Origin of the sequence: Verrucomicrobium spinosum DSM 4136 = JCM 18804, assembly GCF_000172155.1 — a bacterium.
GTDB lineage: Bacteria > Verrucomicrobiota > Verrucomicrobiia > Verrucomicrobiales > Verrucomicrobiaceae > Verrucomicrobium > Verrucomicrobium spinosum.
The window spans coordinates 8,069,579-8,089,886 of the sequence record NZ_ABIZ01000001.1 but is presented as its reverse complement, the minus strand read 5'-3'; the positions used below and the strand labels follow the sequence as shown (position 1 = coordinate 8,089,886).

Here is a 20,308-nt window from a genome sequence, read left to right as displayed (position 1 = left end):
GAAAGCGCATAATTATTTTTCAGACCCGTTTTTTCCCGTCGAGAAAATCCAATCTTGTTTATATAATGAGATAAGAGTATATCCAGGCATCGTGTCCGCTCCCCGCCCAACTGTCGTCATTGGCTTCATCGGCGTCCAACTGGACCGCGCCCGGGGTCCGGAGCGCTGGTCGAGGTGGCGACCAACCGTCGGACTGTGCCAGCATGAGGATCTGCTGGTGAGCCGGTTCGAGCTGATCTTCGATCCCCGGCATGAGCCGCTGGCCCGGGAGGTGATGGCGGACATGATGATCTGTTCCCCGGAGACGCAGGTGAATCTGGTGCCCATGCCGATCCGGGATCCCTGGGACTTCCAGGAGGTGTATGAGGCGCTCTATGACTGGGTGCGGGCCTATCCCTTTGACGCCGAGGCGGAGGACTACCTCATCCACCTCACCACGGGTACGCACGTGGCGCAGATCTGCTGGTACCTGCTCAATGAGGCCCGGTACCTGCCGGCGCGCATTCTGCAGAGTTCGCCCCCGCGGGGGACGAACCGCGGGGACACCCCGGCGGGCGAGTACTCGATCATCGATCTGGACCTCTCCAAGTACGATCGCATTGCCACGCGCTTCGCCCAGGAGCAGGAGCAGACGCTGGATTTCCTGAAGAGCGGCATCGCCACGCGCAATCCGGCGTTCAACCGGCTCATCGGGCAGATTGAGCAGGTGGCGGTAAATTCCTCGCACCCCATGCTGCTCACGGGCCCGACCGGGGCGGGCAAGTCCCTCCTGGCCAGCCGCATCTACGAACTGCGGCAGCAGCGCTCCGGGCTGGCGGGGAGGTTTGTGGAAGTCAACTGCGCCACCCTGCGCGGGGACCAGGCCATGTCCGCGCTCTTTGGGCATCGCAAGGGCTCCTTCACGGGCGCCCAGACTGACCGTCCCGGCCTGCTCAAGGAGGCGGACAAGGGGCTCATTTTTCTGGATGAAATCGGGGAGCTGGGCGCAGATGAGCAGGCCATGCTGCTGCGTGCGGTGGAGGACAAGACCTTCCTCCCGCTGGGCTCGGACAAGCCGGTGCGCAGTGACTTCCAGCTCATTGCGGGCACGAACCGCGACCTCCGGGCGGAGGTGGTTCGAGGAACTTTCCGGGAAGACCTCCTCGCCCGCATCAACCTCTGGACCTTCGCCCTGCCGGGTCTGGCAGAGCGGCGGGAGGACATCGGGCCCAACCTCGACTACGAGCTGGAGCGTCTGTCCCGCGGGCAGCGCAAGCAGGTGCGGTTCAACAAAGAAGCGCGTGACCGGTTTCTCAAGTTCGCCCTGAGCGCCGAGGCCAGATGGAGTGCCAACTTCCGCGATCTTAACGCGGCGGTGACCCGCCTGGCCACCCTGGCACCGCGGGGCCGTATCACCGAGGAGTGTGTGGAGGCTGAGATCAGTCGCCTGAAGGACGCCTGGCTGCGCCCCGGGGAGGAGGGGAAAGCGGCCGTGCCTTGCAAACTCCTTCCTTCTTTGCTGGGTGACGGGGCCTGCGCGGAGATCGACCCCTTTGACCTCGTGCAGCTGGAGCATGTGGTGCGGGTGTGCCGGGACTCCGTTTCATTGTCGGATGCGGGGCGGAAGCTCTTCACGGTGTCGCGGAAGTCGAAGGCGAAGTCGAATGATGCTGATCGCTTGAAGAAGTATCTGGCGCGGTTTGGGCTCAGTTGGGCCCGCTGCGCGGGAGACACAAGACAGAAGACCTGAGGTCAGGGAGGGGGCAACGTAGTCCAGCTCTTCCGTGCGTCAGTCGTACCAGTCACGACTTTCAATGCCGAGCCAAAGCTTTGGACTACTTTGAACAGCCGCGGCCCGGTTATAGGAGGCGGGGGTTCCCAGCCCCGCTCAGTCGCACGATCGATGTGGGTATTCCTGTCACCTCCCGAGCAGACCTTCTGGGCTTTTGTCGGGCAAGGCCGTATCAGCGGCAGTTCATGGAAAACACGCCAGACAGCCCCGGTCTGCGCAAGCGGTCAGGGGCTGGCTGTTTTTTGGGCAGGGCGGTCTGGTGAAAAAAATCCTCGACAGGAATGTTATATTCGGTTATTTCTGTCTTAACCGAAAGAGCGAAAATTTAGCTGAACCCCTGGCCTCGTGAAAGACCTCCCGCCCACCGCCCAAAAGTTCATCCTCCACTGGGGGGAGATGGGTGTGCGCTGGGGGATCAACCGCACAATGGCGCAGATCCACGCGTTGCTCTTCCTCTCGGAGAAGCCGCGGCATGCGGAGGAAATCTGCGAGATCCTGGACCTGGCGCGCTCCAACGTCAGCGTGGCGCTGCGGGAGTTGCAGGGTTGGGGCATTGTGAAAATGGTGCACCTGCCGGGGGACCGGCGGGATCACTTCGAGAGCATGAAGGACGTCTTCGAGATGTTCCGCGTCATCGTCAACGAGCGTCGTCGCCGCGAGGTGGACCCGACCGTGAGGCTGCTGGACGACTGCCTGCAGGAGAGCGGGGGCAAGGCCAAGGCCGGTGAGGCCCATGTGCGGGAGCGCCTGCAGGAGATGCGGGATTTCTTTGAGGTGGCCACGACCTTCTCCTCCCAGCTCGACCGCCTGCCGACGGGGTCCCTGGTGAAGATCGCCCGCATGGGCGAGAAGACGCTCAAGCTCTTGGGCCTGGGCGGTTAGTACTGAGGGTGCCCCCTTTTTTTGATTTTCAATTTCGTTACTTTCCGAAATTACAGATATGATCGCCGAGATCGCCATCGCTGAACCCATGCCCCGCTGGGCCGTGATGTGGCTGCTGGCAGGCGGGGTGTTCCTGGCCGGGAAGCTGGCCATGCGGGCCGCCCTGGGCCGGGTACTGCCAGCGCCTATGAGATGGGAGGAGGTGGCCTGGATGGCACTGTGGCCGGGCATGGATGCGGAGGCCTTCTTCCGGCGTGGGGCGGCTCCGGGCCGCACGGTGGCGGGCGGGGCGGGGCTGCTGTCTGTTCTGCTGGGGGCTGGTTTGATCTGGGGTGTGGCCCGGCATCTGCACGCGCCGCTCGCGGCGGGCTGGGTGGCCATGGTGGGGCTGGTGCTGGTGCTGCACTTTGGCGTCTTCCGTCTGCTGGCAGGGTGCTGGCAGCGGCAGGGGCGGCGGGTGCGGCCCATCATGGACCGTCCGGTATTGGCGCTGTCGCTGGCAGAGTTCTGGGGGCAGCGGTGGAACCGGGCCTTCCGGGACCTGGCCCATCGCTGGATCTTTCGCCCGGTGCTGCGCCGTCGGGGGCGGCACGTGGCCACGCTGGCGGTGTTCCTGGCCTCCGGGCTGGTGCATGAGCTCGTCATCACCGTGCCCGCCGGGGCGGGTTACGGTCTGCCGCTCACTTATTTCCTCATCCAGGCGCTCGGCATGACTCTGGAGCGCCAGTTGTTTCCGGGAAGCGCTGCGGTTGCCGGGCCCAGGCATCTCCTGCCTCGCTGGATCTTCACCCACGCCTTCACGCTGGGACCGCTCTTCCTCCTCTTTCCTCCGCCGTTCGTGGAGCGGGTCATCCTCCCGTTCCTCCACTTCATCCATGCCCTGCCATGAAATCGCTCCTGACCCTGGAAAACACGCTCTACTTCGCCGGGGCGATGCATTTCGCGATTCTGAGCGCCAGCGCCCTCACCCCGGTGGTGCTGGACTGGAAGTCGGTGCTCAAGCCGCTGCCCGCGTTCCTGCGCACGCTCTTCTGGGTGTATGGCGTCTTCATCGTGCTCATGATCGTGAGCCTGGGCACGATGACGCTCCTGCATGCGCCGGAGATGGCCCGGGGCGCGCCGGTGGCCCGCAGTCTGGCGGGGATGACGGCAGTGTTCTGGGGCGCGCGCCTGCTGGTGCAGTTTTTCATCTTTGATGCGCGGGCCTATCTCACGAACGGCTGGCTGAAGCTGGGCTACCACCTGCTCACGGTGGTCTTCATCTTCCTCACGCTCACCTACACCCTGGCGGCCCTGCAGCCGGGCTTCGCCTTCGATTTCTACACCTTTCACCCCTGTCATCAGCATCCATGAAACAACAACTCAAAGTCATCCTTGCCGGCGGCAGCGGCTTCCTGGGCCTGGCGCTGGCCCGCAGCCTGGCCGCCCGGGACGTGGAGGTGGTCATCCTGGCGCGCGCGCCCCAACCCGCCGGGGCACCTGGTCGCTGGGTGCGCTGGGACGGTCGCACCGTGGAGCCTGCCTGGGCCTGGGAGCTGGAAGGAGCCCATGCGGTGGTGAACCTCACCGGAAAGAATGTGAACTGCCGCTACACCCCGGCCGCGCTCCAGGAGATCAATGACTCGCGGGTGGACTCGGTGCGGGCCATTGGCGCGGCCATCCGGGCCTGCAAGCGTCCGCCCGGCGCTTGGGTGCAGTCGGGGTCCCTGGCCATCTATGGCGATGCCGGCGAACGTGAGTGCGATGAAACGACTGCTCCCGGTGCGGGCATCCCGGTGGATACCTGTTTGAAATGGGAGGCGGCCTTTGCGGCGGAGGCCACCCCCGGCACGCGGAAGGTGCTCTACCGCATCAGTTTCGTGCTGGGTCACGGCGGAGGCGCGCTGCGGATGCTGGTGAACCTTGCGCGTTGTTTCCTCGGTGGAGCGATCGGCAGCGGGCGGCAGTACATCAGCTGGATCCACGGGGCGGACATGATCCGGCTGTGGGAGCGCGCGATGGACGACCCCGGCATGGAGGGCGTGTACAACGCCACCAGCCCCGGTCCGGTGCCGAATGCCGCCTTCATGCGGGAGCTGCGCCGGGCGCTGCACCGGCCGTGGTCGCCCGCGCTGCCCTCCTTACTGGTGCCGCTGGGCTGCTGGTTCCTGCGGACGGAGCCGGTCCTGGCCCTCACGGGCCGCCGGGGTGCTCCGGCAAGGCTGCTGGCGGAGGGCTTCGAGTTTCATCACACCGATCTCCGCCAGGCCCTCCGGCAGCTCTTTGACCGCGACTGAGTTGTTTCCCACAACTGCATCCATTCGATCCCGACCCCGAACCTCCCTTTCCCACCTGCCCATCATGAACACGCTCATCCAGACCGCCTTCACCCACCTCGAAGCCCTGCTCCGTTTTGTCGCCGTCCTGCAGCTGGGGCTGGCTGTGCTGAGCTTCTTCCTCCCGCGGATCATGAAGTGGGAGGGGGACATCTCCCGCATGTCGCTGCTGGTCCGGGATGTGTTCACCATTCACTCCTGGTTCATCAGCATCACGCTGATCATCTGGGGTGTGCTGACGTGGCGGTTCGCACCGGAGATGGCGCATGCCCCCACAGAGCTGTCCCGTTGGTTGTGCGGGGCCATGGGCCTCTTCTGGGGCATCCGCTGTGTCTTGCAGTGGACGCACTACAGCCCGGCCCACTGGCGTGGCATCCCCAGCCGCACCGTCATTCACTGGGTGCTGTTCTTTGGCTATGCCGCGTGGACCACCGTGTACGCCATGGCGGCGCTACAAACCGGGAGGGTCTTATGAAGACACCTATGTCTTCGATGGCGGCCCCTTTGAAAAGCTGGCTGCCCAGCGCGGCGGGACGCGAGCGTTTGTTGCAGGGTGGCCTGGGCGAGCCCCTGCTCACCGCCGACTGGGAGCGGGTGCTGATGCTGCACTACGAGGTGGATCCCACCGCACTTCAGCCCTGGGTGCCCTTCCCGCTGGATCTGCATGAAGGGCGTGCCTATGTGAGCCTGGTGGCCTTCACCATGCGGGACATGGCCCCAAGGCGGGGCGGGCGCTGGACCTCCTGGATGCTGCGACCGATCGCCACGCATGAGTTCCTGAATGTACGGACCTATGTGAGATCCCATGTGGGAGAGGGGCCGGATGTCGAGGAGGGCATTCACTTCCTGCACGAGTGGCTGCCGAACCGTTTGGCGGTAGGGCTGGGGCGACCGGTGTTCGGTTTGCCCTATCGGCTGGGGAGGCTGCGCTACGATCACCGGCATGAGGAAGGTGAGCTGACCGGGTGCGTGGAGGATGCGTACAGCACCGGATGTCTGCGCTACCGGGCACCTGTGAGCGGGCCGTTTGCGTCGTGTGTGGCGGGGAGCCTCACCGAGTTTCTGATGGAGCGCTACAGCGCCTTCACCGAGTGGCTGGGGTGGAAGCGGCGCTTCCGCATCTGGCACCCGCCGTGGCCGCAGGTGGAGGTGGTGCCGGAGGTGCTGGATGACAGACTCCTGCGGGGCCATTGCGCCTGGTTCGAGGGAGCCCGCCTGCGCGGCGCGCACTATTCACCAGGATCTCCGGGCGTGTGGATGAGCCGCCCCAGCAAGATTTAGCCGCGATCCAACATCAACCTTTTTTCCAACACCATGAACATGCACAAAGCCATCGTCGATCCGGAACCCGTCACTGTGCCCGTGAGTCTGCGGGACTTCCGCCGCTTGCAATGGATCAAGACCTCAGCCCGTTTTTCCATCGGGCTGGTGTGGGTCTGGGAGGGGCTAATCCCGAAGATTCTGCATCCCTCCGCCACTCAGTTTGAAATGGTGCGCCGCAGCGGCTGGTGGTGGGGCTCGCCAGAGCAGACGCTCTACTGGCTGGGGATGGCCATGATCCTGGCAGGCTTTGGCATCATGAGCGGCATCTGGGAGCGTGCGGCGGCCCTGATCTCCACGCTGGCCGTGCTGGTGCTCATGGTGCTGGTCATCACGAGCCATCCAGAGGCTCTGCATGATCCTTTTGGTGGTCTGGTCAAAGATGCGTGCCTCTTTAATTGTGCGGCACTGGTGTGGTGGTGGCCGCGTTTGCCCGCGTCAACGAAAGAAAGGTGAAGCCTTTTTTCATTTTGCGTGTCGCAAAGGGGACCAATATGCACAAGAATCGGCGTAGATACTGCACACGGTCACCTGCTACACGCACCTGTCATGAAATCGTTCCCCGCCCTTTTTGCCGTCCCGTTTCTTGCACTCGCCTTGAGCGCGCCCCTTGCTGGCCACGCCCAAGAGAAGGAAAAGGACAAACCCCTCGTGGACAAGACCACGGCGGACAAAGCCAAGAACATGCTCGACAAGGTGATTGGCGAAGTGTCCAAGGCGGCCAACAAAACAGAGATCAAAAGCAAAGAACTCTGGGAGCGGACGAAGGACAACCTTCGCCTGAGCAAGGAGGAATATCTGAAGAAGGCCCAATCGGCCATCGCCACGATGGAAGCGGAGATCGACGTGCTCGTGGAGAGCGGCGCTGCGATCACCACGCGGGATTATTTCAAAATGCGCATTGATTCCTTCAAGCTGCAGCTGGACTACTGCAAACGCGATCTGGAGCGGCTCAAGGAGACGCCCTCTGAAGAGGCCTTCCGTGTGAAGCAGCGTGGGTTTGACCGCACGCTGGGAGCCCTGAGTGACAACCTCACCCTCGCCAAGGACGAGGCCGGTCTGTAAGGGTCCTGAAAAAGTTTTTCCGCCTCATCCCTCATCAGTTCCCACGCTCCCTCTGTCAACAACACCTGTTTTCCCGTCACGATCCCGCCATGAAATTTGTCGAATCCATCACTGACTTCTTCAAGAGCCCGAAGTGGGTCACCAACCTGATCTTCGCCGGTCTGTGTGCCCTGGTGTCCAGCATCATCCCGCTCGTTGGTTTCATCGTTCTGGCCGGCTGGCTGGTCACCGGCTTCTACATGCGCCAGAACGACGAGGACTTCGTCACCTTCCCGGACTTTGATTTCAATCAACTGGGCAAGTACCTGGAGCGCGGCCTGTGGCCGATGCTCACCACGGCGGCGGTCGGCATCGGCGTCGGCCTGGTGCTGTGGCTGGTGTTCTTCATCCCCATCATGATCCTCACCGCATTGCTCTCAGATTCCAACGGGGTCGTAGGCGGGTTCTTCGCCCTGATCATGAGTCTCATCTCCCTGGTGGTGTACTTCGGCATCTTTGCGGTGCTCTCCCTCATCATGATGCCGCTCAGTATTCGTGCCTCGCTGGTGCAGGACTTTGTGCAGGCGTTCGACATCAACTTCATCAAGAAGTTCGCCCTCATGATGTGGAAGGAGATTCTCATGGCCTCCCTGTTCGTGCTGGTGGCGGGATCTTTGCTGACCTTCATCGGGTTCTTCGCCTTTTGCGTCGGGATGTTCCTGGCCCAGGCGCTGATGTTCTTCTCCTGGACGCACCTGAGCAAGCAGGTTTACAAGCTCTACCTGAGCCGCGGCGGTGAGCCCGTGCCAGTGAGCCCGAAACTGGCCGTCCTATAAGCCAGTCCAGGCACACAAATCTTCAAGAGTCCCGTGGGGCAGGCTGAAAAAGCCTGCCCCGCTTGCTTTCTGGGGCAGAGCGGGCGGGAAATGGCAGCGTGTGGATGCAAGAACGCCCCCCGGCCAGCGTAGGGTTGTCCCCTCACCAACTCATCTACACCGTCTCCATGTCCGCACCTTCCTCCTCCAGCCGTCGTCGCTTCCTGCAGACTGCGACCGCCGGCGTTGCCGCTCCGTTTTTCATCCCCGGCCGCACCTGGGCCCAGGACGCCGCTCCCAATGAGCGCATCGTCATGGGTTTCATCGGCATGGGCAAGCAGATGGGGGGCCTCCTGAGCCGCTTCCTTCAGTATCCGAACGTCCAGGTGGTCGCCGTCTGCGACGTGGACACCACCCGGCGCGAGGACGCCAAGGCCAAGGTGGACAAAGCCTATGGCAACACCAGCTGCAAGGCGGTGAACGACTTCCGTGAGATCACCACGAACAAGGACATCAACGCGGTCTGCATCGCCACGCCCGACCACTGGCATGCGATCATCAGCCTCTCCGCCGTGACCAACGGCAAGGACGTGTACTGCGAAAAGCCGCTGACCCACAACATCCACGAGGCCGTCACCCTGGTGGACACGGTGCGGAAGAACAACCGGATCCTCCAGACCGGCTCGATGCAGCGTAGCAGCGCGGAGTTCCGCATCGCCTGTGAACTGGTGCGCAACGGCGTCATCGGAGAGATCAAGACGGTGGACACCTCCTTCGGCGGCCCGGCCAAGCCCTGCGCCCTGCCCGAGGAGCCCCTGGAGCCCGGTCTCGACTGGGACCGCTGGCTTGGGCCAGCTCCGGTTCGTCCGTACAACTCGGAGCTCAGCCCCCGTGGTGTCTCCAAGAATTTCCCCATGGGCTGGCGCTACTCCCGTGAGTATGGCGGCGGTATGGTGACCGACTGGGGTGCCCACCACATCGACATTGCCCAGTGGGGCCTCGGCATGGATGAGAACGGCCCGGTGGAACTGCGTCCGCCGGCCGACTGGCAGACCGCCCAGAAGGGTGGCCAGCTCGTGTATGCGAACGGCGTGATCCTCAACCACGTGACCGGCAAGGGGTGCAGCTTCTTCGGTACCGAAGGGGAGGTGCACGTGAACCGCGGCAAGTTCGAGCTCGTGCTCGGCGGCAAGACCAAGGCCAAGTTCTGGGACAAGGATCTCGACAAGGGCACCTCCCTCCAGCGTGAGTACACTCTGATGGAGCGTGAGTTTCTCACCAACGCCAAGGTGAAGCTGTACAACAGCAAGGACCAGATCCAGGACTTCCTGGCCTGCATCAAGTCCCGCCAGAAGCCTGTGTGTGACGTGGGTATCGGTGCCAGCAGCGCCATCGCCTGCCACCTGCTCAACATCGGCTACTACTACGGTGCGAACCTGAAGTGGGACCCCATCAAGAACCAGATCGTCAGCGGTGGCGATCCCAAGTGGTTGACGCGGGATTACCGCGGTGAGTGGAAGGTGTGATGGGGTGGGAGTTAAGAGTTATGGGTTAGAAGTTAAGAGTCTGAGATGTGAAGGACTCGAACCGCCGGTGCCGATGAGGTGCCGGCGGTTTTTTGTTGGGGGGCGGTGGTGGGAGGGGTTCGTGGAAGTGACGCCTCGGGCAAAGTAGAAGAGCCGTCCCGGCTCTTGGGTACGCTTGGTGATGCGGGAGCTGGAACCGGGGCATTTGGTTCAACCCTTGCAGCAAGCAAGTTTTTCAGCCTGCCTCAGCGGCCAATGGGCCTGGGACTTGCCCTCTTCGGCTCAACTCCCAATGCCGGTGTAGTTGTCCACGTAAGGAGGCACAAATTTCCCGGTCTTTGGCGGCGAGGCCGGGCAGAGGATCAAGAGGCCAAAGTGTCCGCTTGGGCGGTGGGGAGCGGAGCGTTGGGCGGGTGGAGTTCGGTCGCGAGATTCAAGCCGTAGAAGCTTCAGTTAGTGCCTCCTTACGTGGACAACTACGACCGGTGTTGGGGGCGGCGTGGCAGAGGGGGAGGCGCTGGGGCTGTTGGAGCTTGGGGCAGGCTGAAGGGAGGGGGCTCCGGCGTCGCAATCTGCTTGGCCCCCACTCAATACTCCCTCACTCCCTAGTCCCCGCACCTCACCCCATCACCAGCTCCACCGGGCAATGGTCTGACCCGTGGATGTCTGGGCGGATGATCGAGCTTTTCAGGCCGTCCTTCAGTCCTTGGGAGGCGAGCCAGTAGTCGATGCGCCAGCCCACGTTGTTGCCGCGGGCATTGGCGCGGTAGCTCCACCAGGAGTATTGATGGGGACGGGAGTCGAAGTGGCGGAAGGTATCCACAAAGCCAGATTCCAGCAGCTTGCCGAAGCTGGCACGTTCCTGATCGCTGAAGCCGGGGCTGAAGCGGTTTTCCTTGGGCCGGGCGATGTCGATCTCGTTGTGTGCGACGTTCAGGTCACCGCAGGCCAGCACGGGCTTGGTCTGTTCTAGGTTCTTGAGATAGAGGCGGAAAGCATCATCCCAAAGCAGGCGATACGGCAGGCGGGCCAGCTCAGCCTGGGCGTTGGGCGTGTACACGTTCACCACGTAGTAGTCGGGGAACTCCACGGTGATGACGCGGCCTTCCTTGTCATGCTCATCGATGCCCATGCCGATGGCGTGGGACTTGATCGGCTGACGGGTGAGAATGGCCGTGCCGGAGTAGCCCTTCTTCTGGGCGGCGTTCCAGACGACCTGATAGTCCTTGAACCACTCCAGCCCGGCCTGCTCCTCCATGGCCTTCACCTCCTGCAGACAGATCACGTCGGCATCGCAGGCGGTGAGGTATTCGCGCAGACCCTTGTCCATGCAGGCGCGGATGCCGTTGACGTTCCAGGAAACGAGTTTCATCGGAGAAAAAAGTGAGGGGTGTGGGGATTTTAAGGAGGGTTCCCGTTCAGGAAAGACCCGGGGAAAGCCGCTATCATGGCAAGGGCGGGCGGGCTCGCAACCCCTTCTGCCTTGGTGCGCATGTTGCCGGATTGGGGGGATACGTTGCGGCAGCCATGGTGGATCTTGCTCAGCTGCATGGACTTAATGTGCGGCCTTTTCCGTGAGGTCGCGGCCGGAATGGCCTGCAGCATCGGTCTCCTCACGCGGCCTGCAAGCCGCCCGCCATCAGGCACAGGACCTTTTTTGCCGATCAAATCACAGGGCGGACTGATCCATTCACCTCCGTTGGAGCTCCATACACCGTATAGTTCTTACTGATAGAAAGAAAAACATCCATCGTTTTTAAGCCCAAGATGAAGACGCTCACGCCTTGCCTTGCTATTCTTGCCTTTGCCGTGGCGGGAACGCTGCCTGCCGCCAAGCCAGATCCTCTCAAGGCGGCGGCGCAGATTGACGCCATTTTGGCGGCCGACTGGCAGAAGAACAAGCTCAAGGGCAATGAGCCGGTTTCAGACGAGATGTTTGTTCGTCGCATCCACTTGGACATTGTGGGCCGCATCCCGACCTACCGTGAGACGGAGGAGTATCTCAACTCAAAGGATCCGGCCAAGCGGCAGAAGCTCATCGACCGCCTGCTGGCGGGTGAAGGGTATGTGCAGCACTTCTACAACTTCTGGGCGGATGTGCTGCGGGCCCAGAGCAATGGCCAGGCGGGAGCGATCACCGGCACGGCCTACACGAGCTTCATCAAGGACAGCCTGCGCACGAACAAGCCGTACGACCAGTTTGTGCGGGAGATGGTTTCCGCGCAGGGCCGTTCCTGGGAGAACGGGGCCATTGGCTACTACATGAGAGACCGCGGCATGCCGCTGGACAACATGGCCAACACGGTGCGCATCTTCCTGGGCACACGTGTGGAGTGCGCCCAGTGCCACAACCACCCCTTCGACAAGTGGTCACAGAAGCAGTTTTATGAAATGGCCGCCTTCACCTACGGGGTGGAGGCCAATGACTACAACGGCGGGGCTCTCACGGGGGTCCGCGATCTGCTGCGCGACCGGGAAAAAGCCATCCGCGACATCGAGAAAGCCCACGGCAAAGACGCCGCCAACAAGGCGCGGGAAGAGTATCGCAAAGAGTCCCGCTATGTGAATGAGGCGCTGACCCGTCTGCGTGACCCCGTGCGCTACACGGACGCCAGCTTCAACGAGCGTCGCGAGCTGCGCCTGCCGCATGACTATCAGTACACTGATGCCAAACCCAAGTCCGCTGTGGCCCCTGCCTCGATGATGGGCAAGGCGGTGGAAAAGAAGGAAGGCCAGGGCCAGCTGGAGGCTTATGCCACCTGGATGACCTCCCGGGACAACCCCCGTTTCACCAATGTGGTGGCAAACCGGCTGTGGAAAAAGACCTTTGGCATGGGCCTCATTGAGCCCGTGGATGAGCTCATGGACAGTACTGTGGCGATGAATCCGGAACTGATGAAGCACCTGGAGGGCCTGATGGTGAGCCTGAACTATGACATGAAGGCCTACCTGCGGACGCTCTTCAACACCCGCGCCTATCAGAGCGCCGTGACCCGTGAGGAGATCCCCGCTGGCATGCCCTATCACTTTACCGGTCCCGTCCTGCGCCGCATGTCGGCTGAACAGATGTGGGATTCCTTCGTAGCCCTCATCAATCCCACGCCGGACATGCCCAATCTGCCGGTGCGCGAGCAGGCTGAGCAACGCATCGCGGCGGCCAAGAAGTACAGCGACTCGCTGGACACCCTGACGCCTGAAGAGATGTTGAAGGGGGCCGAAGTGGCCGGCCAGAAGTTCAAGGAACAATCCACCAAGCTCACGGAGCTACAGAAGCTGATCGCCCAGGCCCGTGCTGATGGTGACAAAGAGAAAGCCCGTGAACTGGGCCGCGAATCCAACGAACTGCAACGGGTCGCCCGTCAGTCCGTGAACACGAACATCGTCGTCCCGGCCATGCGCAAGCTGGCCTCCAATGTGAGCGGCAAGACGGCGACCCCCGAGGCCTCCGCGACGCTGGCCGCCGTGGACGGTGCCGCTGCTCCCACCGGACCAGCTATGGCGGATGGGGCAAGCTCCATGATGGCCATGAATCCGATGGAAGCCAGCATGGGCATCGATACCAAGGTGCTCATCCCCGGCTATGACAAGGCACCCAAGACGGATGAGCAAATCCGCGAGGAGCGCGAGGCCCAGCAGAAGGTGCTGCTGGACGAGGCTGGGTACTACGGCATCCCAGAGAAAAAGGTGCGCGACTATGCGAAGTCCCGCGTGGCCCAGATGCGCCAGTGGTTACGCTCGGCGGAGATCGACTCCCCCGCCCCGCGTGGGCACTACCTGCGTGAGTTCGGCCAGAGCGACCGTGAGACGATCGAGAACGCCAACTATGATGCCTCCGTGCCCCAGGCGCTGGCGATGATGAACAGCCCGCTCCTGCCGCAGATCATGGACCAGTACTCCCAGCTGATGCTGACCATCAACAAAGCCCCGTATCCCGATGACAAGGTGGATGCCGCGTACATGACGCTGCTCTCCCGCAAGCCCACGCCGAAGGAGCGGGAAGTCTGGAGCAAGGCCCAGGACAAAGGTCTTAACACGATGGAAGACCTCATCTACGCGCTGATCAACACCCAGCAGTTCATTTTCATCCAGTAAGTATTTCGTCAGTTTATTTCCTCACCCGCCCGTTTAATCAAGCGCACCCGCTACCATGAATAACCGACTGCTTCGCTCAGACGAGATCAATCGTCGCCAGTTTGTTGCCCGCACGGCGAGCTCCCTCCTCGGGGTGGGTCTGCTGCCGGAGGTCTTCACCCCCCAGGCGCACGCCGCCTTTGAGGGATCGTCCAAGCTCAAGCAGGTGGCCACGGCCAAGAACGTGATCTACCTGTACATGTCTGGTGGGCAGAGCCATCTGGACACGTGGGATCCGAAAGAAGGGGTGGAAACCGCCGGTCCCACCAAGCCGATCAAGACCAGCGCGGATGGCTTGCGTGTTTCCGAGTACCTGCCGCTCACGGCACAGCAGATGCATCATGTGGCCGTGCTGAACTCCATCACCTCCACGCAGGGGGCGCATGAGCAGGGCAACTACTTCATGCACACCAGCTACACGCTGCGGGGCACCATCCGCCACCCCGGCATGGGCGCGTGGCTGAACGTCTTTCAGGGCGGTGGCAACAGCACTCTGCCCAACTATGTGTACGTGGGCAATGACAGCCGCCATCCCGGTGCTGGCTTCTTCCCGGCGGGCAACAATCCGCTCTTCGTGGGCAATCCGGAGGCGGGGCTGAAGAACGTCCAAATCCAGCGCAACCTCACGGAGGAGCGCTTTGCCTCCCGCATGTCCCTGGCGGACGATCTGGACAAGGAGTTCCGCAGTACCTTCCCGCACCGGAATGTGAAGGCGTACTCGGACATGTACGACAACGCCATCTCCATGATGAAGAGCGAGGATCTGAAGGCCTTCGACCTCACGGAGGAGCCCGAGGATTTGCGCAAGGCTTATGGCTCCGAGGCCTTCGGCCAGGGCTGTCTGCTCGCCCGCCGTCTGGTGGAGCGCGGCGTGCGTTTTGTGGAAGTGTCGCTGGGCGGTTGGGACACTCACACGGCCAACTTCGTCCGGGTGCCGGAACTGTGCGAGACCCTCGACAAGGGTCTCTCCTCCCTGCTCGCCGACCTGAACGCCCGCGGCCTCCTGAAGGAGACGCTGGTGGTGCTGATGTCTGAGTTCGGCCGCACGCCGACCATCAACCAGAACGTGGGTCGCGATCACTACCCGAAGGTCTTCTCCGGCATCATGGCTGGCGGCGGCATCCAGGGCGGCATGACATATGGAAAGTCCGACGCGGAAGGTCGCGAGGTGGCAGAGAACAAGATCGAGATCCCGGATGTGAACGCCACTATCGGCTACGCGCTGGGCCTGCCCCTGGACCAGGTGATCTACTCCCCGAGCAAGCGCCCCTTCACGGTGGCGGACAAAGGGCAGCCCATCACGGGCATCTTTGGCTGAGGACCGCCTCACGACGGTGTCTGCTCTGTTCAAAAAACCACGGACCATCCTGTTGGGTGGCCGTGGTTTTTTGGTTTCTGTGATTCAAAGCCGCTGGCTGGGACGTTAAACTCCGCCCTTGTCGCAATCACCTTTCAGAGCACCTAACTCACCCACGCACCTTATGAAACGTCGCACCTTCTCCTGGACTCTGGCCATCCTGGCTGCAGCCGCCGGGCTTATGCCGGTCACCAGCCATGCTGCTGAGGCCAAGAAAGTCATCCTGGTGACCACCACCACCGGCTTCCGCCACAGCTCCATCCCCTTCGCGGAAAAGACATTGGCCCAGCTCGCAGAGAGTTCCAAGGCCTACACCATTGTGGACACCTGCAAGCAGCCGGAAGTCCAGGTGCCGAAGAAGCCCAACAAGCCCAAGGACCTGGCCTCGGACGCCGACACGAAGGCCAGGGAGAAGTACGACAAGGAAATCAAGGCCTATGAGGCCGCCATGGCCAAGTGGACGCCGGAGGTCGAGGCCCAGGCCAAGGCCGCACAGGCAGACTTCGACACCCAGATGAAGGCCGCCCTGGCCAAGCTGAGCCCTGAGAACCTCAAGGCCAAGGGCATCGATGGCGTCATCTTCGCCAATACCACCGGCGATCTCCCGCTGCCTGATCCGGAAGGTTTCATCAAGTGGATCGAAGAAGGCCACGCCTTCATCGGCATGCACTCTGCCAGCGATACCTTCCACAAGTTCACCGGCTACATCGGCATGCTCCAGGGTGAGTTCGCCGGTCACGGTGCCCAGGTCCCCGCAGACCTTGTAGCCGCCGACACCAAGCACCCGGCCAACGCTGGCATCGGTGAGACCTGGAACCTGAAGCAGGAGGAGATGTACCTTATCAAGAGCCAGGACCGCAGCAAGATCCGCTCCCTCTGGCATATGCGCCACCACCCAAACAAGACGGAGGAGACTGGCTTCTTCCCCGTGGCCTGGGCTCGTAAAGCCGGCCAAGGCAACGTGTTCTACACCTCCCTCGGCCATCGTGAGGACCTCTGGAGCGCCGATCCGGAGATGAAAGGCCGCGTAAACTCCGTGGAGCTGGCCCAGCAGTACCAGGCCCACATCCTTGGCGGCATCAAGTGGGCCCTCGGCCTGGCCGAGGGCAGTGCAGAGCCGAATCCGGATGCGAAGTAAGCGGAGGGAGCAGGCGAGTCGTTTGATAGAACTTACTGTGAGGGCGCACCTGGAAGGGTGCGCTCTTTTTTGTGGTGGGGCGGGGGATGGAGGAGGGGAGTAATGGGGGATTGGAATGCAGAAGAGCCGTCCCGGCTCTTTGGCAGCGCTGGTGATGGGATAGAACCTTGAGAGCGGGAGCAGGGTGCGAAGCTCACAGGAGGCGGGGGTTCCCAGCCCCGCAGGGGAGCGGAGGAGGTGAGAGATGCAGGGTGATGAGATGGGTGGCCGTCTGTAGCGGGTGCGGGATCAGTCGTTGGTTGACTGAGCGGGACCGGAGATCCCGCCTCCTTTACCGGCTGGCGAAGACCTTGGGTTGTAGGGCGACCGCCTCGGTTGCCTCAGTCAAGGGGGCCGCACGCGGCAAGCGGGGCGCTTGCCCTACAGGGCGTCGAGGGGGCGGAGGTGGCCGGCAGTCGATGGTCGTTCTGTGCTCCAGCGTGTGCATCGTCGCGAAGCGTCTTGGAGTGACGGCGGCTTGACGCCGCTTTGGCAGCGCTGGTGATGGGATAGAACCTTGAGAGCGGGAGCAGGGTACGAAGCTTACAGGAGGCGGGGGTTCCCAGCCCCGCGGGGGAGCGAAGGAGGTGAGGGATGCAGGGTGATGAGATGGGTGGCCGTCTGTAGCGGGTGCGGGATCAGTTACCGGCTGGCGAAGACCTTGGGTTGTAGGGCGACCGCCTCGGTTGCCTCAGTCAAGGGGGCCGCACGCGGCAAGCGGGGCGCTTGCCCTACAGGGCGTCGAGGGGGCGGAGGTGGCCGGCAGTCGATGGTCGTTCTGTGCTCCAGCGTGTGCATCGTCGCGAAGCGTCTTGGAGTGACGGCGGCTTGACGCCGCTTTGGCAGTGCCTGTGATGGGATAGAACCTTGGGGTGTGAGCAGGGCGGGAAGCTTACAGGAGGCGGGGGTTCCCAGCCCCGCGGGGGAGCGAAGGAGGTGAGGGATGCAGGGTGATGAGATGGGTGGCCGTCTGTAGCGGGTGCGGGATCAGTTACCGGCTGGCGAAGACCTTGGGTTGTAGGGCGACCGCCTCGGTTGCCTCAGTCAAGGGGGCCGCACTCGGCAAGCGGGGCGCTTGCCCTACAGGGCGTCAGGTGGGCGGAGGTGGCCGGCAGTCGATGGTCGTTCTGTGCTCCAGCGTGTGCATCGTCGCGAAGCGTCTTGGAGTGACGGCGGCTTGACGCCGCTTTGGCAGCGCTGGTGATGGGATAGAACCTTGAGAGCGGGAGCAGGGTACGAAGCTTACAGGAGGCGGGGGTTCCCAGCCCCGCGGGGGAGCGGAGGAGGTGAGGGATGCAGGGTGATGAGATGGGTGGCCGTCTGTAGCGGGTGCGGGGTCAGTCGTTGGTTGACTGAGCGGGACCGGAGATCCCGCCTCCTTTACCGGTTGGCGAAGACCTTGGGTTGTAGGGCGACCGCCTCGGTTGCCTCAGTCAGGGGGCCGCACGCGGCAAGCGGGGCGCTTGCCCTACAGGGCGTCAGGGGGGCGGAGGGGGCCGGCAGTTGATGGGTGTTCTGTGCTCCAGCGCGTGCATCGTCGCGAAGCGTCTTGGAGCACCGGCGGCTTGCCGCGCCACTTCATTTCTCATTTCTTCGCGCCCGATTGCACCCGCTCCATCGCTGCCTTCAATGTCTCCACGTGCCCCTGCGCATCAGCCGGATCGGCCTGCAGATCCTCCATGCGGATCTTGTAGGGGGCGTCTTCGGACACGTAAAAAGGGATGCCTTGGGCGCGGGCGAAGATCATGCCGTGATAGCGACCGGTGAAGACGAGGCGGGAGGCACCGATCTGGGCGTACGCCGCGGCGGGACCGGGCCTCCTGATGATCCGCACGGTGGGGTCGAGGAGTTGTGCGTTGTCGAGGTGGGTGCCGTCATCCACCGGGGCGCCCATGCTCATCCAGACCACTTCGTAGTCCAAGGACCGGGCCAGCCGCACCATGTGCTGGTTGTGCTGGTTGTGGGGGTTGATCACGCCGGCGGGCACGACGGTCAGCATGGGGCGTCCACCTGCCGGGGGGGCTGGAGCATGGGTACGGTAGAGGTAGGCGGCATCGGGAAAGAATGAGACGCCGTCCTTACGTCCAGTAATGTCCTGGATCTTCTGGACGCATTCCGGGGAGCGGACGGTGATGAAGTCTGCCTGCTGCAGATAGGGGACCCAGGGGGCGAGGTCGGTGCGGAAGTACTCGTCCCGGCGGGCGCGGAGCTGGAGCCCGCAGGACAGGAAGCCCCAGGGGGTGCCGCTGGCGATGGCATGGTCCATGTAGAACTGCATGCAGCGGAAGTGCGGGGAGGGCGACTCGTCGTGGGTGGCGGAGTTGTAGATGATGCCGCCCCCACCCAGGACGACGAGGTCCAGGTCGGAGGGCATCTCCGCGGGGAGGTCAGAGTTGAAGAAGAGCAGCTCCGCACCGCGGAACTGCTCCTGAAACACGAGAGGGTACGTGTCGTCCCCGACATTGCCGTACCCGGAGGCTCCTACAAACGCGATCTTCATGCGAGCGCCAGGGCGCGACGTCGTGAGGCCGGGGGTGATTTCCTCGCTCTGGACTGAATGACCTGTTCCAGCACCTTCTCCATCTGCTGCGCGATGACGTCCCAGTGGAAACGGCTCTGGCGCGCAAAACGCAGGCTCTGCTGGGAGAGCTGGCCACGACGGTCGGCATCGGCGTAGAGGCTCTGGAGGGAGGTGACGAAGGCGTCCTTGTCGGCCACAGCACCCACGGTGTTGATCTCCGGATGCACGAGGGTGGTGGGGCAGGGTACCTTGACGGCAGGGGTGGCCCACTCGCCCAGGGCGGCCCAGTCGGGCACGATCTGGGGCACGCCGCAGGCCATGCCCTCCATGGTGGTGAGTCCCCAGCCCTCGCCGAGCGTGGTGGAGACCTGGACGTCCATGGCGCTGTAGATGAGCGGCAGCATTGAGGAGTCAACGCTCTCCCGGATATGTCCGCCGCCGGTGAAGAGGAGGCGGTTGCCGATTCCGTAGTAGCGGGCCACGCTGTCCAGATCCCAGCCGACGTCCTGCTTGGCGCAATGCAGGAGCAGGTACGCATCCGGCACCTGGTGCTGCTGCACCCAGTGGGCGAAGTATTGGAGGGTCAGATCCAGCCGCTTGCGAGGCTGGTTGCGGTTGACGTTGCCCACGATGAAGGCGTTCTCCGGCACGGGAAGCTCAAGGAGGCGACGCGCGACGCTGCGGTCCACCGGGCGGAACCGGCGGGTGTCCAGGCCGTGGGGGATGATATGCCGGGGGCCGCGGAACCCGGCGTTCACCGCCTCGCGGTGGCCGAAGCTGGTGTACCACACAGCTGCGGCCAGCTGGTTGAGCTGCGGGACCACGGCGGGGTTGAGGTTCGCGCCGTCAACAGGCATGTAGGCAATGACGGGCACGCCAGCCGGGGCCTCCCTGAGGAAGGCTGCGACGTTCCACCAGTCATTGTTGATGATGACGGCGTCCGGCTTGTGCCGGGCGCAGAGTTCGCGGAAATGATCGATGCCCCACATGTCGCCGCCCTGACAGGCGGGCAGGATGGTGTAGGGGTGGGAGTGGGGGCTGCCGTTGTAGTTCACACCGGAGACCACCACGTCCCAGTCCTGGCAGAGATGCTCCAGCATGGAGTGGGTCACGGTGCCGAAGCCGGTGGGGACCACGGCATCACCGATCCAGAGGACGCGGCCTTTCTTGCCGTGGGCGCTGGAGCGGACTGCCCCGATGCTCAGCATGGCCTTGGGCGTGGAGCCGAAGGAGAACAACCTGCGGAAAAAACTGGTGCCACTGGGCACCACCGCCATCACCGTCGGCATCGCTGCATGGAGCGGGGTCGGGGTGCTGGCACCGGGCGTCTTCTGCGGCAGGGGCAGGGTGATCGCACGTGCTTTTAGTTTGGCGGGCAGGGCCGGGCGACGGACACGACGACCCTCGGTTAGTAGGTGGTTGGCGTTCTTCATCTGGGCTGAGGTATTG

At 63.1% G+C, this 20,308-nt stretch carries 17 protein-coding genes; 14 read left to right on the top strand and 3 right to left on the bottom strand.

The window, feature by feature from the left end:
- Window positions 1-91 precede the first annotated feature (91 nt).
- The 11 genes from rtcR to VSP_RS32545 all read left to right on the top strand — a co-directional run bounded on the left by rtcR (window position 92) and on the right by VSP_RS32545 (window position 9,673).
- Entirely contained in the window at window positions 92-1,729 is a 1,638-nt protein-coding gene (gene rtcR / locus VSP_RS32595) for an RNA repair transcriptional activator RtcR (protein WP_009966037.1), read from the top strand.
- A gap of 387 nt (window positions 1,730-2,116) precedes the next feature.
- On the top strand, window positions 2,117-2,653 hold the full coding sequence (locus tag VSP_RS32590) for a GbsR/MarR family transcriptional regulator (RefSeq protein WP_009966036.1): 537 nt from the start codon (window positions 2,117-2,119) through the stop codon (window positions 2,651-2,653).
- Between the two features lie 58 nt (window positions 2,654-2,711).
- Complete coding sequence (locus tag VSP_RS32585; RefSeq protein ID WP_009966034.1) at window positions 2,712-3,542, top strand: wax synthase family protein; 831 nt, start codon at window positions 2,712-2,714, stop codon at window positions 3,540-3,542.
- Entirely contained in the window at window positions 3,539-4,006 is a 468-nt protein-coding gene (locus VSP_RS32580; RefSeq protein WP_009966033.1) for a hypothetical protein, read from the top strand. The genes VSP_RS32585 and VSP_RS32580 overlap by 4 nt, the downstream gene beginning before the upstream one ends.
- Window positions 4,003-4,929 (top strand): TIGR01777 family oxidoreductase, encoded by a 927-nt coding sequence (locus tag VSP_RS32575; RefSeq protein WP_009966032.1) that lies wholly within the window; start codon window positions 4,003-4,005, stop codon window positions 4,927-4,929. The genes VSP_RS32580 and VSP_RS32575 overlap by 4 nt, the downstream gene beginning before the upstream one ends.
- Window positions 4,930-4,993: 64 nt before the next feature.
- The gene (locus VSP_RS38555) at window positions 4,994-5,443 is read left to right on the top strand and encodes a hypothetical protein (protein ID WP_009966030.1); all 450 of its coding nucleotides are present in this window, start codon (window positions 4,994-4,996) and stop codon (window positions 5,441-5,443) included.
- Between the two features lie 8 nt (window positions 5,444-5,451).
- Entirely contained in the window at window positions 5,452-6,249 is a 798-nt protein-coding gene (locus tag VSP_RS40435; RefSeq protein WP_157211187.1) for a YqjF family protein, read from the top strand.
- A 33-nt stretch (window positions 6,250-6,282) separates the two neighbouring features.
- Entirely contained in the window at window positions 6,283-6,744 is a 462-nt protein-coding gene (locus tag VSP_RS32560; RefSeq protein ID WP_009966027.1) for a DoxX-like family protein, read from the top strand.
- 93 nt (window positions 6,745-6,837) lie between these two features.
- A complete protein-coding gene (locus tag VSP_RS32555; RefSeq protein ID WP_009966026.1) occupies window positions 6,838-7,353 on the top strand; it encodes a hypothetical protein in 516 nt (171 codons plus the stop codon).
- Between the two features lie 89 nt (window positions 7,354-7,442).
- Window positions 7,443-8,168 carry a DUF4013 domain-containing protein gene (locus VSP_RS32550; RefSeq protein WP_009966025.1) on the top strand — a complete coding sequence of 242 codons (726 nt, stop codon included), beginning with the start codon at window positions 7,443-7,445 and terminating at the stop codon, window positions 8,166-8,168.
- A 167-nt stretch (window positions 8,169-8,335) separates the two neighbouring features.
- Window positions 8,336-9,673 carry a Gfo/Idh/MocA family protein gene (locus VSP_RS32545; protein WP_009966024.1) on the top strand — a complete coding sequence of 446 codons (1,338 nt, stop codon included), beginning with the start codon at window positions 8,336-8,338 and terminating at the stop codon, window positions 9,671-9,673.
- Between the two features lie 619 nt (window positions 9,674-10,292).
- Here VSP_RS32545 and VSP_RS32540 read toward each other — a convergent pair.
- The gene (locus VSP_RS32540) at window positions 10,293-11,045 is read right to left on the bottom strand and encodes an exodeoxyribonuclease III (protein WP_009966022.1); all 753 of its coding nucleotides are present in this window, start codon (window positions 11,043-11,045) and stop codon (window positions 10,293-10,295) included.
- A 395-nt stretch (window positions 11,046-11,440) separates the two neighbouring features.
- Between VSP_RS32540 and VSP_RS40430 the strand changes: the two genes are divergently transcribed.
- The 3 genes from VSP_RS40430 to VSP_RS32520 all read left to right on the top strand — a co-directional run bounded on the left by VSP_RS40430 (window position 11,441) and on the right by VSP_RS32520 (window position 16,299).
- Window positions 11,441-13,765, top strand: coding sequence for a DUF1549 domain-containing protein (locus tag VSP_RS40430; RefSeq protein ID WP_009966020.1), 2,325 nt, complete (start codon window positions 11,441-11,443; stop codon window positions 13,763-13,765).
- A 55-nt stretch (window positions 13,766-13,820) separates the two neighbouring features.
- Window positions 13,821-15,122 (top strand): DUF1501 domain-containing protein, encoded by a 1,302-nt coding sequence (locus VSP_RS32525; RefSeq protein WP_009966018.1) that lies wholly within the window; start codon window positions 13,821-13,823, stop codon window positions 15,120-15,122.
- Between the two features lie 163 nt (window positions 15,123-15,285).
- On the top strand, window positions 15,286-16,299 hold the full coding sequence (locus VSP_RS32520) for a ThuA domain-containing protein (protein WP_009966017.1): 1,014 nt from the start codon (window positions 15,286-15,288) through the stop codon (window positions 16,297-16,299).
- A 1,624-nt stretch (window positions 16,300-17,923) separates the two neighbouring features.
- Here VSP_RS32520 and VSP_RS32515 read toward each other — a convergent pair.
- Window positions 17,924-18,838, bottom strand: coding sequence for a polysaccharide pyruvyl transferase family protein (locus VSP_RS32515; protein ID WP_009966016.1), 915 nt, complete (start codon window positions 18,836-18,838; stop codon window positions 17,924-17,926).
- Window positions 18,835-20,292, bottom strand: a complete 1,458-nt coding sequence (locus tag VSP_RS32510; protein WP_009966014.1) for a glycosyltransferase family 4 protein — start codon at window positions 20,290-20,292, stop codon at window positions 18,835-18,837. The genes VSP_RS32515 and VSP_RS32510 overlap by 4 nt, the downstream gene beginning before the upstream one ends.
- Window positions 20,293-20,308 lie beyond the last annotated feature (16 nt).

Excerpts from the sequence above, each read along its gene's own strand:
- VSP_RS32585 (WP_009966034.1), top strand. The coding sequence starts at position 2,712 with ATGATCGCCGAGATCGCCATCGCTGAACCCATGCCCCGCTGGGCCGTG.
- VSP_RS32580 (WP_009966033.1), top strand. The coding sequence starts at position 3,539 with ATGAAATCGCTCCTGACCCTGGAAAACACGCTCTACTTCGCCGGGGCG.
- VSP_RS32575 (WP_009966032.1), top strand. The coding sequence starts at position 4,003 with ATGAAACAACAACTCAAAGTCATCCTTGCCGGCGGCAGCGGCTTCCTG.
- VSP_RS38555 (WP_009966030.1), top strand. The coding sequence starts at position 4,994 with ATGAACACGCTCATCCAGACCGCCTTCACCCACCTCGAAGCCCTGCTC.
- VSP_RS40435 (WP_157211187.1), top strand. The coding sequence starts at position 5,452 with ATGTCTTCGATGGCGGCCCCTTTGAAAAGCTGGCTGCCCAGCGCGGCG.
- VSP_RS32560 (WP_009966027.1), top strand. The coding sequence starts at position 6,283 with ATGAACATGCACAAAGCCATCGTCGATCCGGAACCCGTCACTGTGCCC.
- VSP_RS32555 (WP_009966026.1), top strand. The coding sequence starts at position 6,838 with ATGAAATCGTTCCCCGCCCTTTTTGCCGTCCCGTTTCTTGCACTCGCC.
- VSP_RS32550 (WP_009966025.1), top strand. The coding sequence starts at position 7,443 with ATGAAATTTGTCGAATCCATCACTGACTTCTTCAAGAGCCCGAAGTGG.
- VSP_RS32545 (WP_009966024.1), top strand. The coding sequence starts at position 8,336 with ATGTCCGCACCTTCCTCCTCCAGCCGTCGTCGCTTCCTGCAGACTGCG.
- VSP_RS32540 (WP_009966022.1), bottom strand. The coding sequence starts at position 11,045 with ATGAAACTCGTTTCCTGGAACGTCAACGGCATCCGCGCCTGCATGGAC.
- VSP_RS40430 (WP_009966020.1), top strand. The coding sequence starts at position 11,441 with ATGAAGACGCTCACGCCTTGCCTTGCTATTCTTGCCTTTGCCGTGGCG.
- VSP_RS32525 (WP_009966018.1), top strand. The coding sequence starts at position 13,821 with ATGAATAACCGACTGCTTCGCTCAGACGAGATCAATCGTCGCCAGTTT.
- VSP_RS32520 (WP_009966017.1), top strand. The coding sequence starts at position 15,286 with ATGAAACGTCGCACCTTCTCCTGGACTCTGGCCATCCTGGCTGCAGCC.
- VSP_RS32515 (WP_009966016.1), bottom strand. The coding sequence starts at position 18,838 with ATGAAGATCGCGTTTGTAGGAGCCTCCGGGTACGGCAATGTCGGGGAC.
- VSP_RS32510 (WP_009966014.1), bottom strand. The coding sequence starts at position 20,292 with ATGAAGAACGCCAACCACCTACTAACCGAGGGTCGTCGTGTCCGTCGC.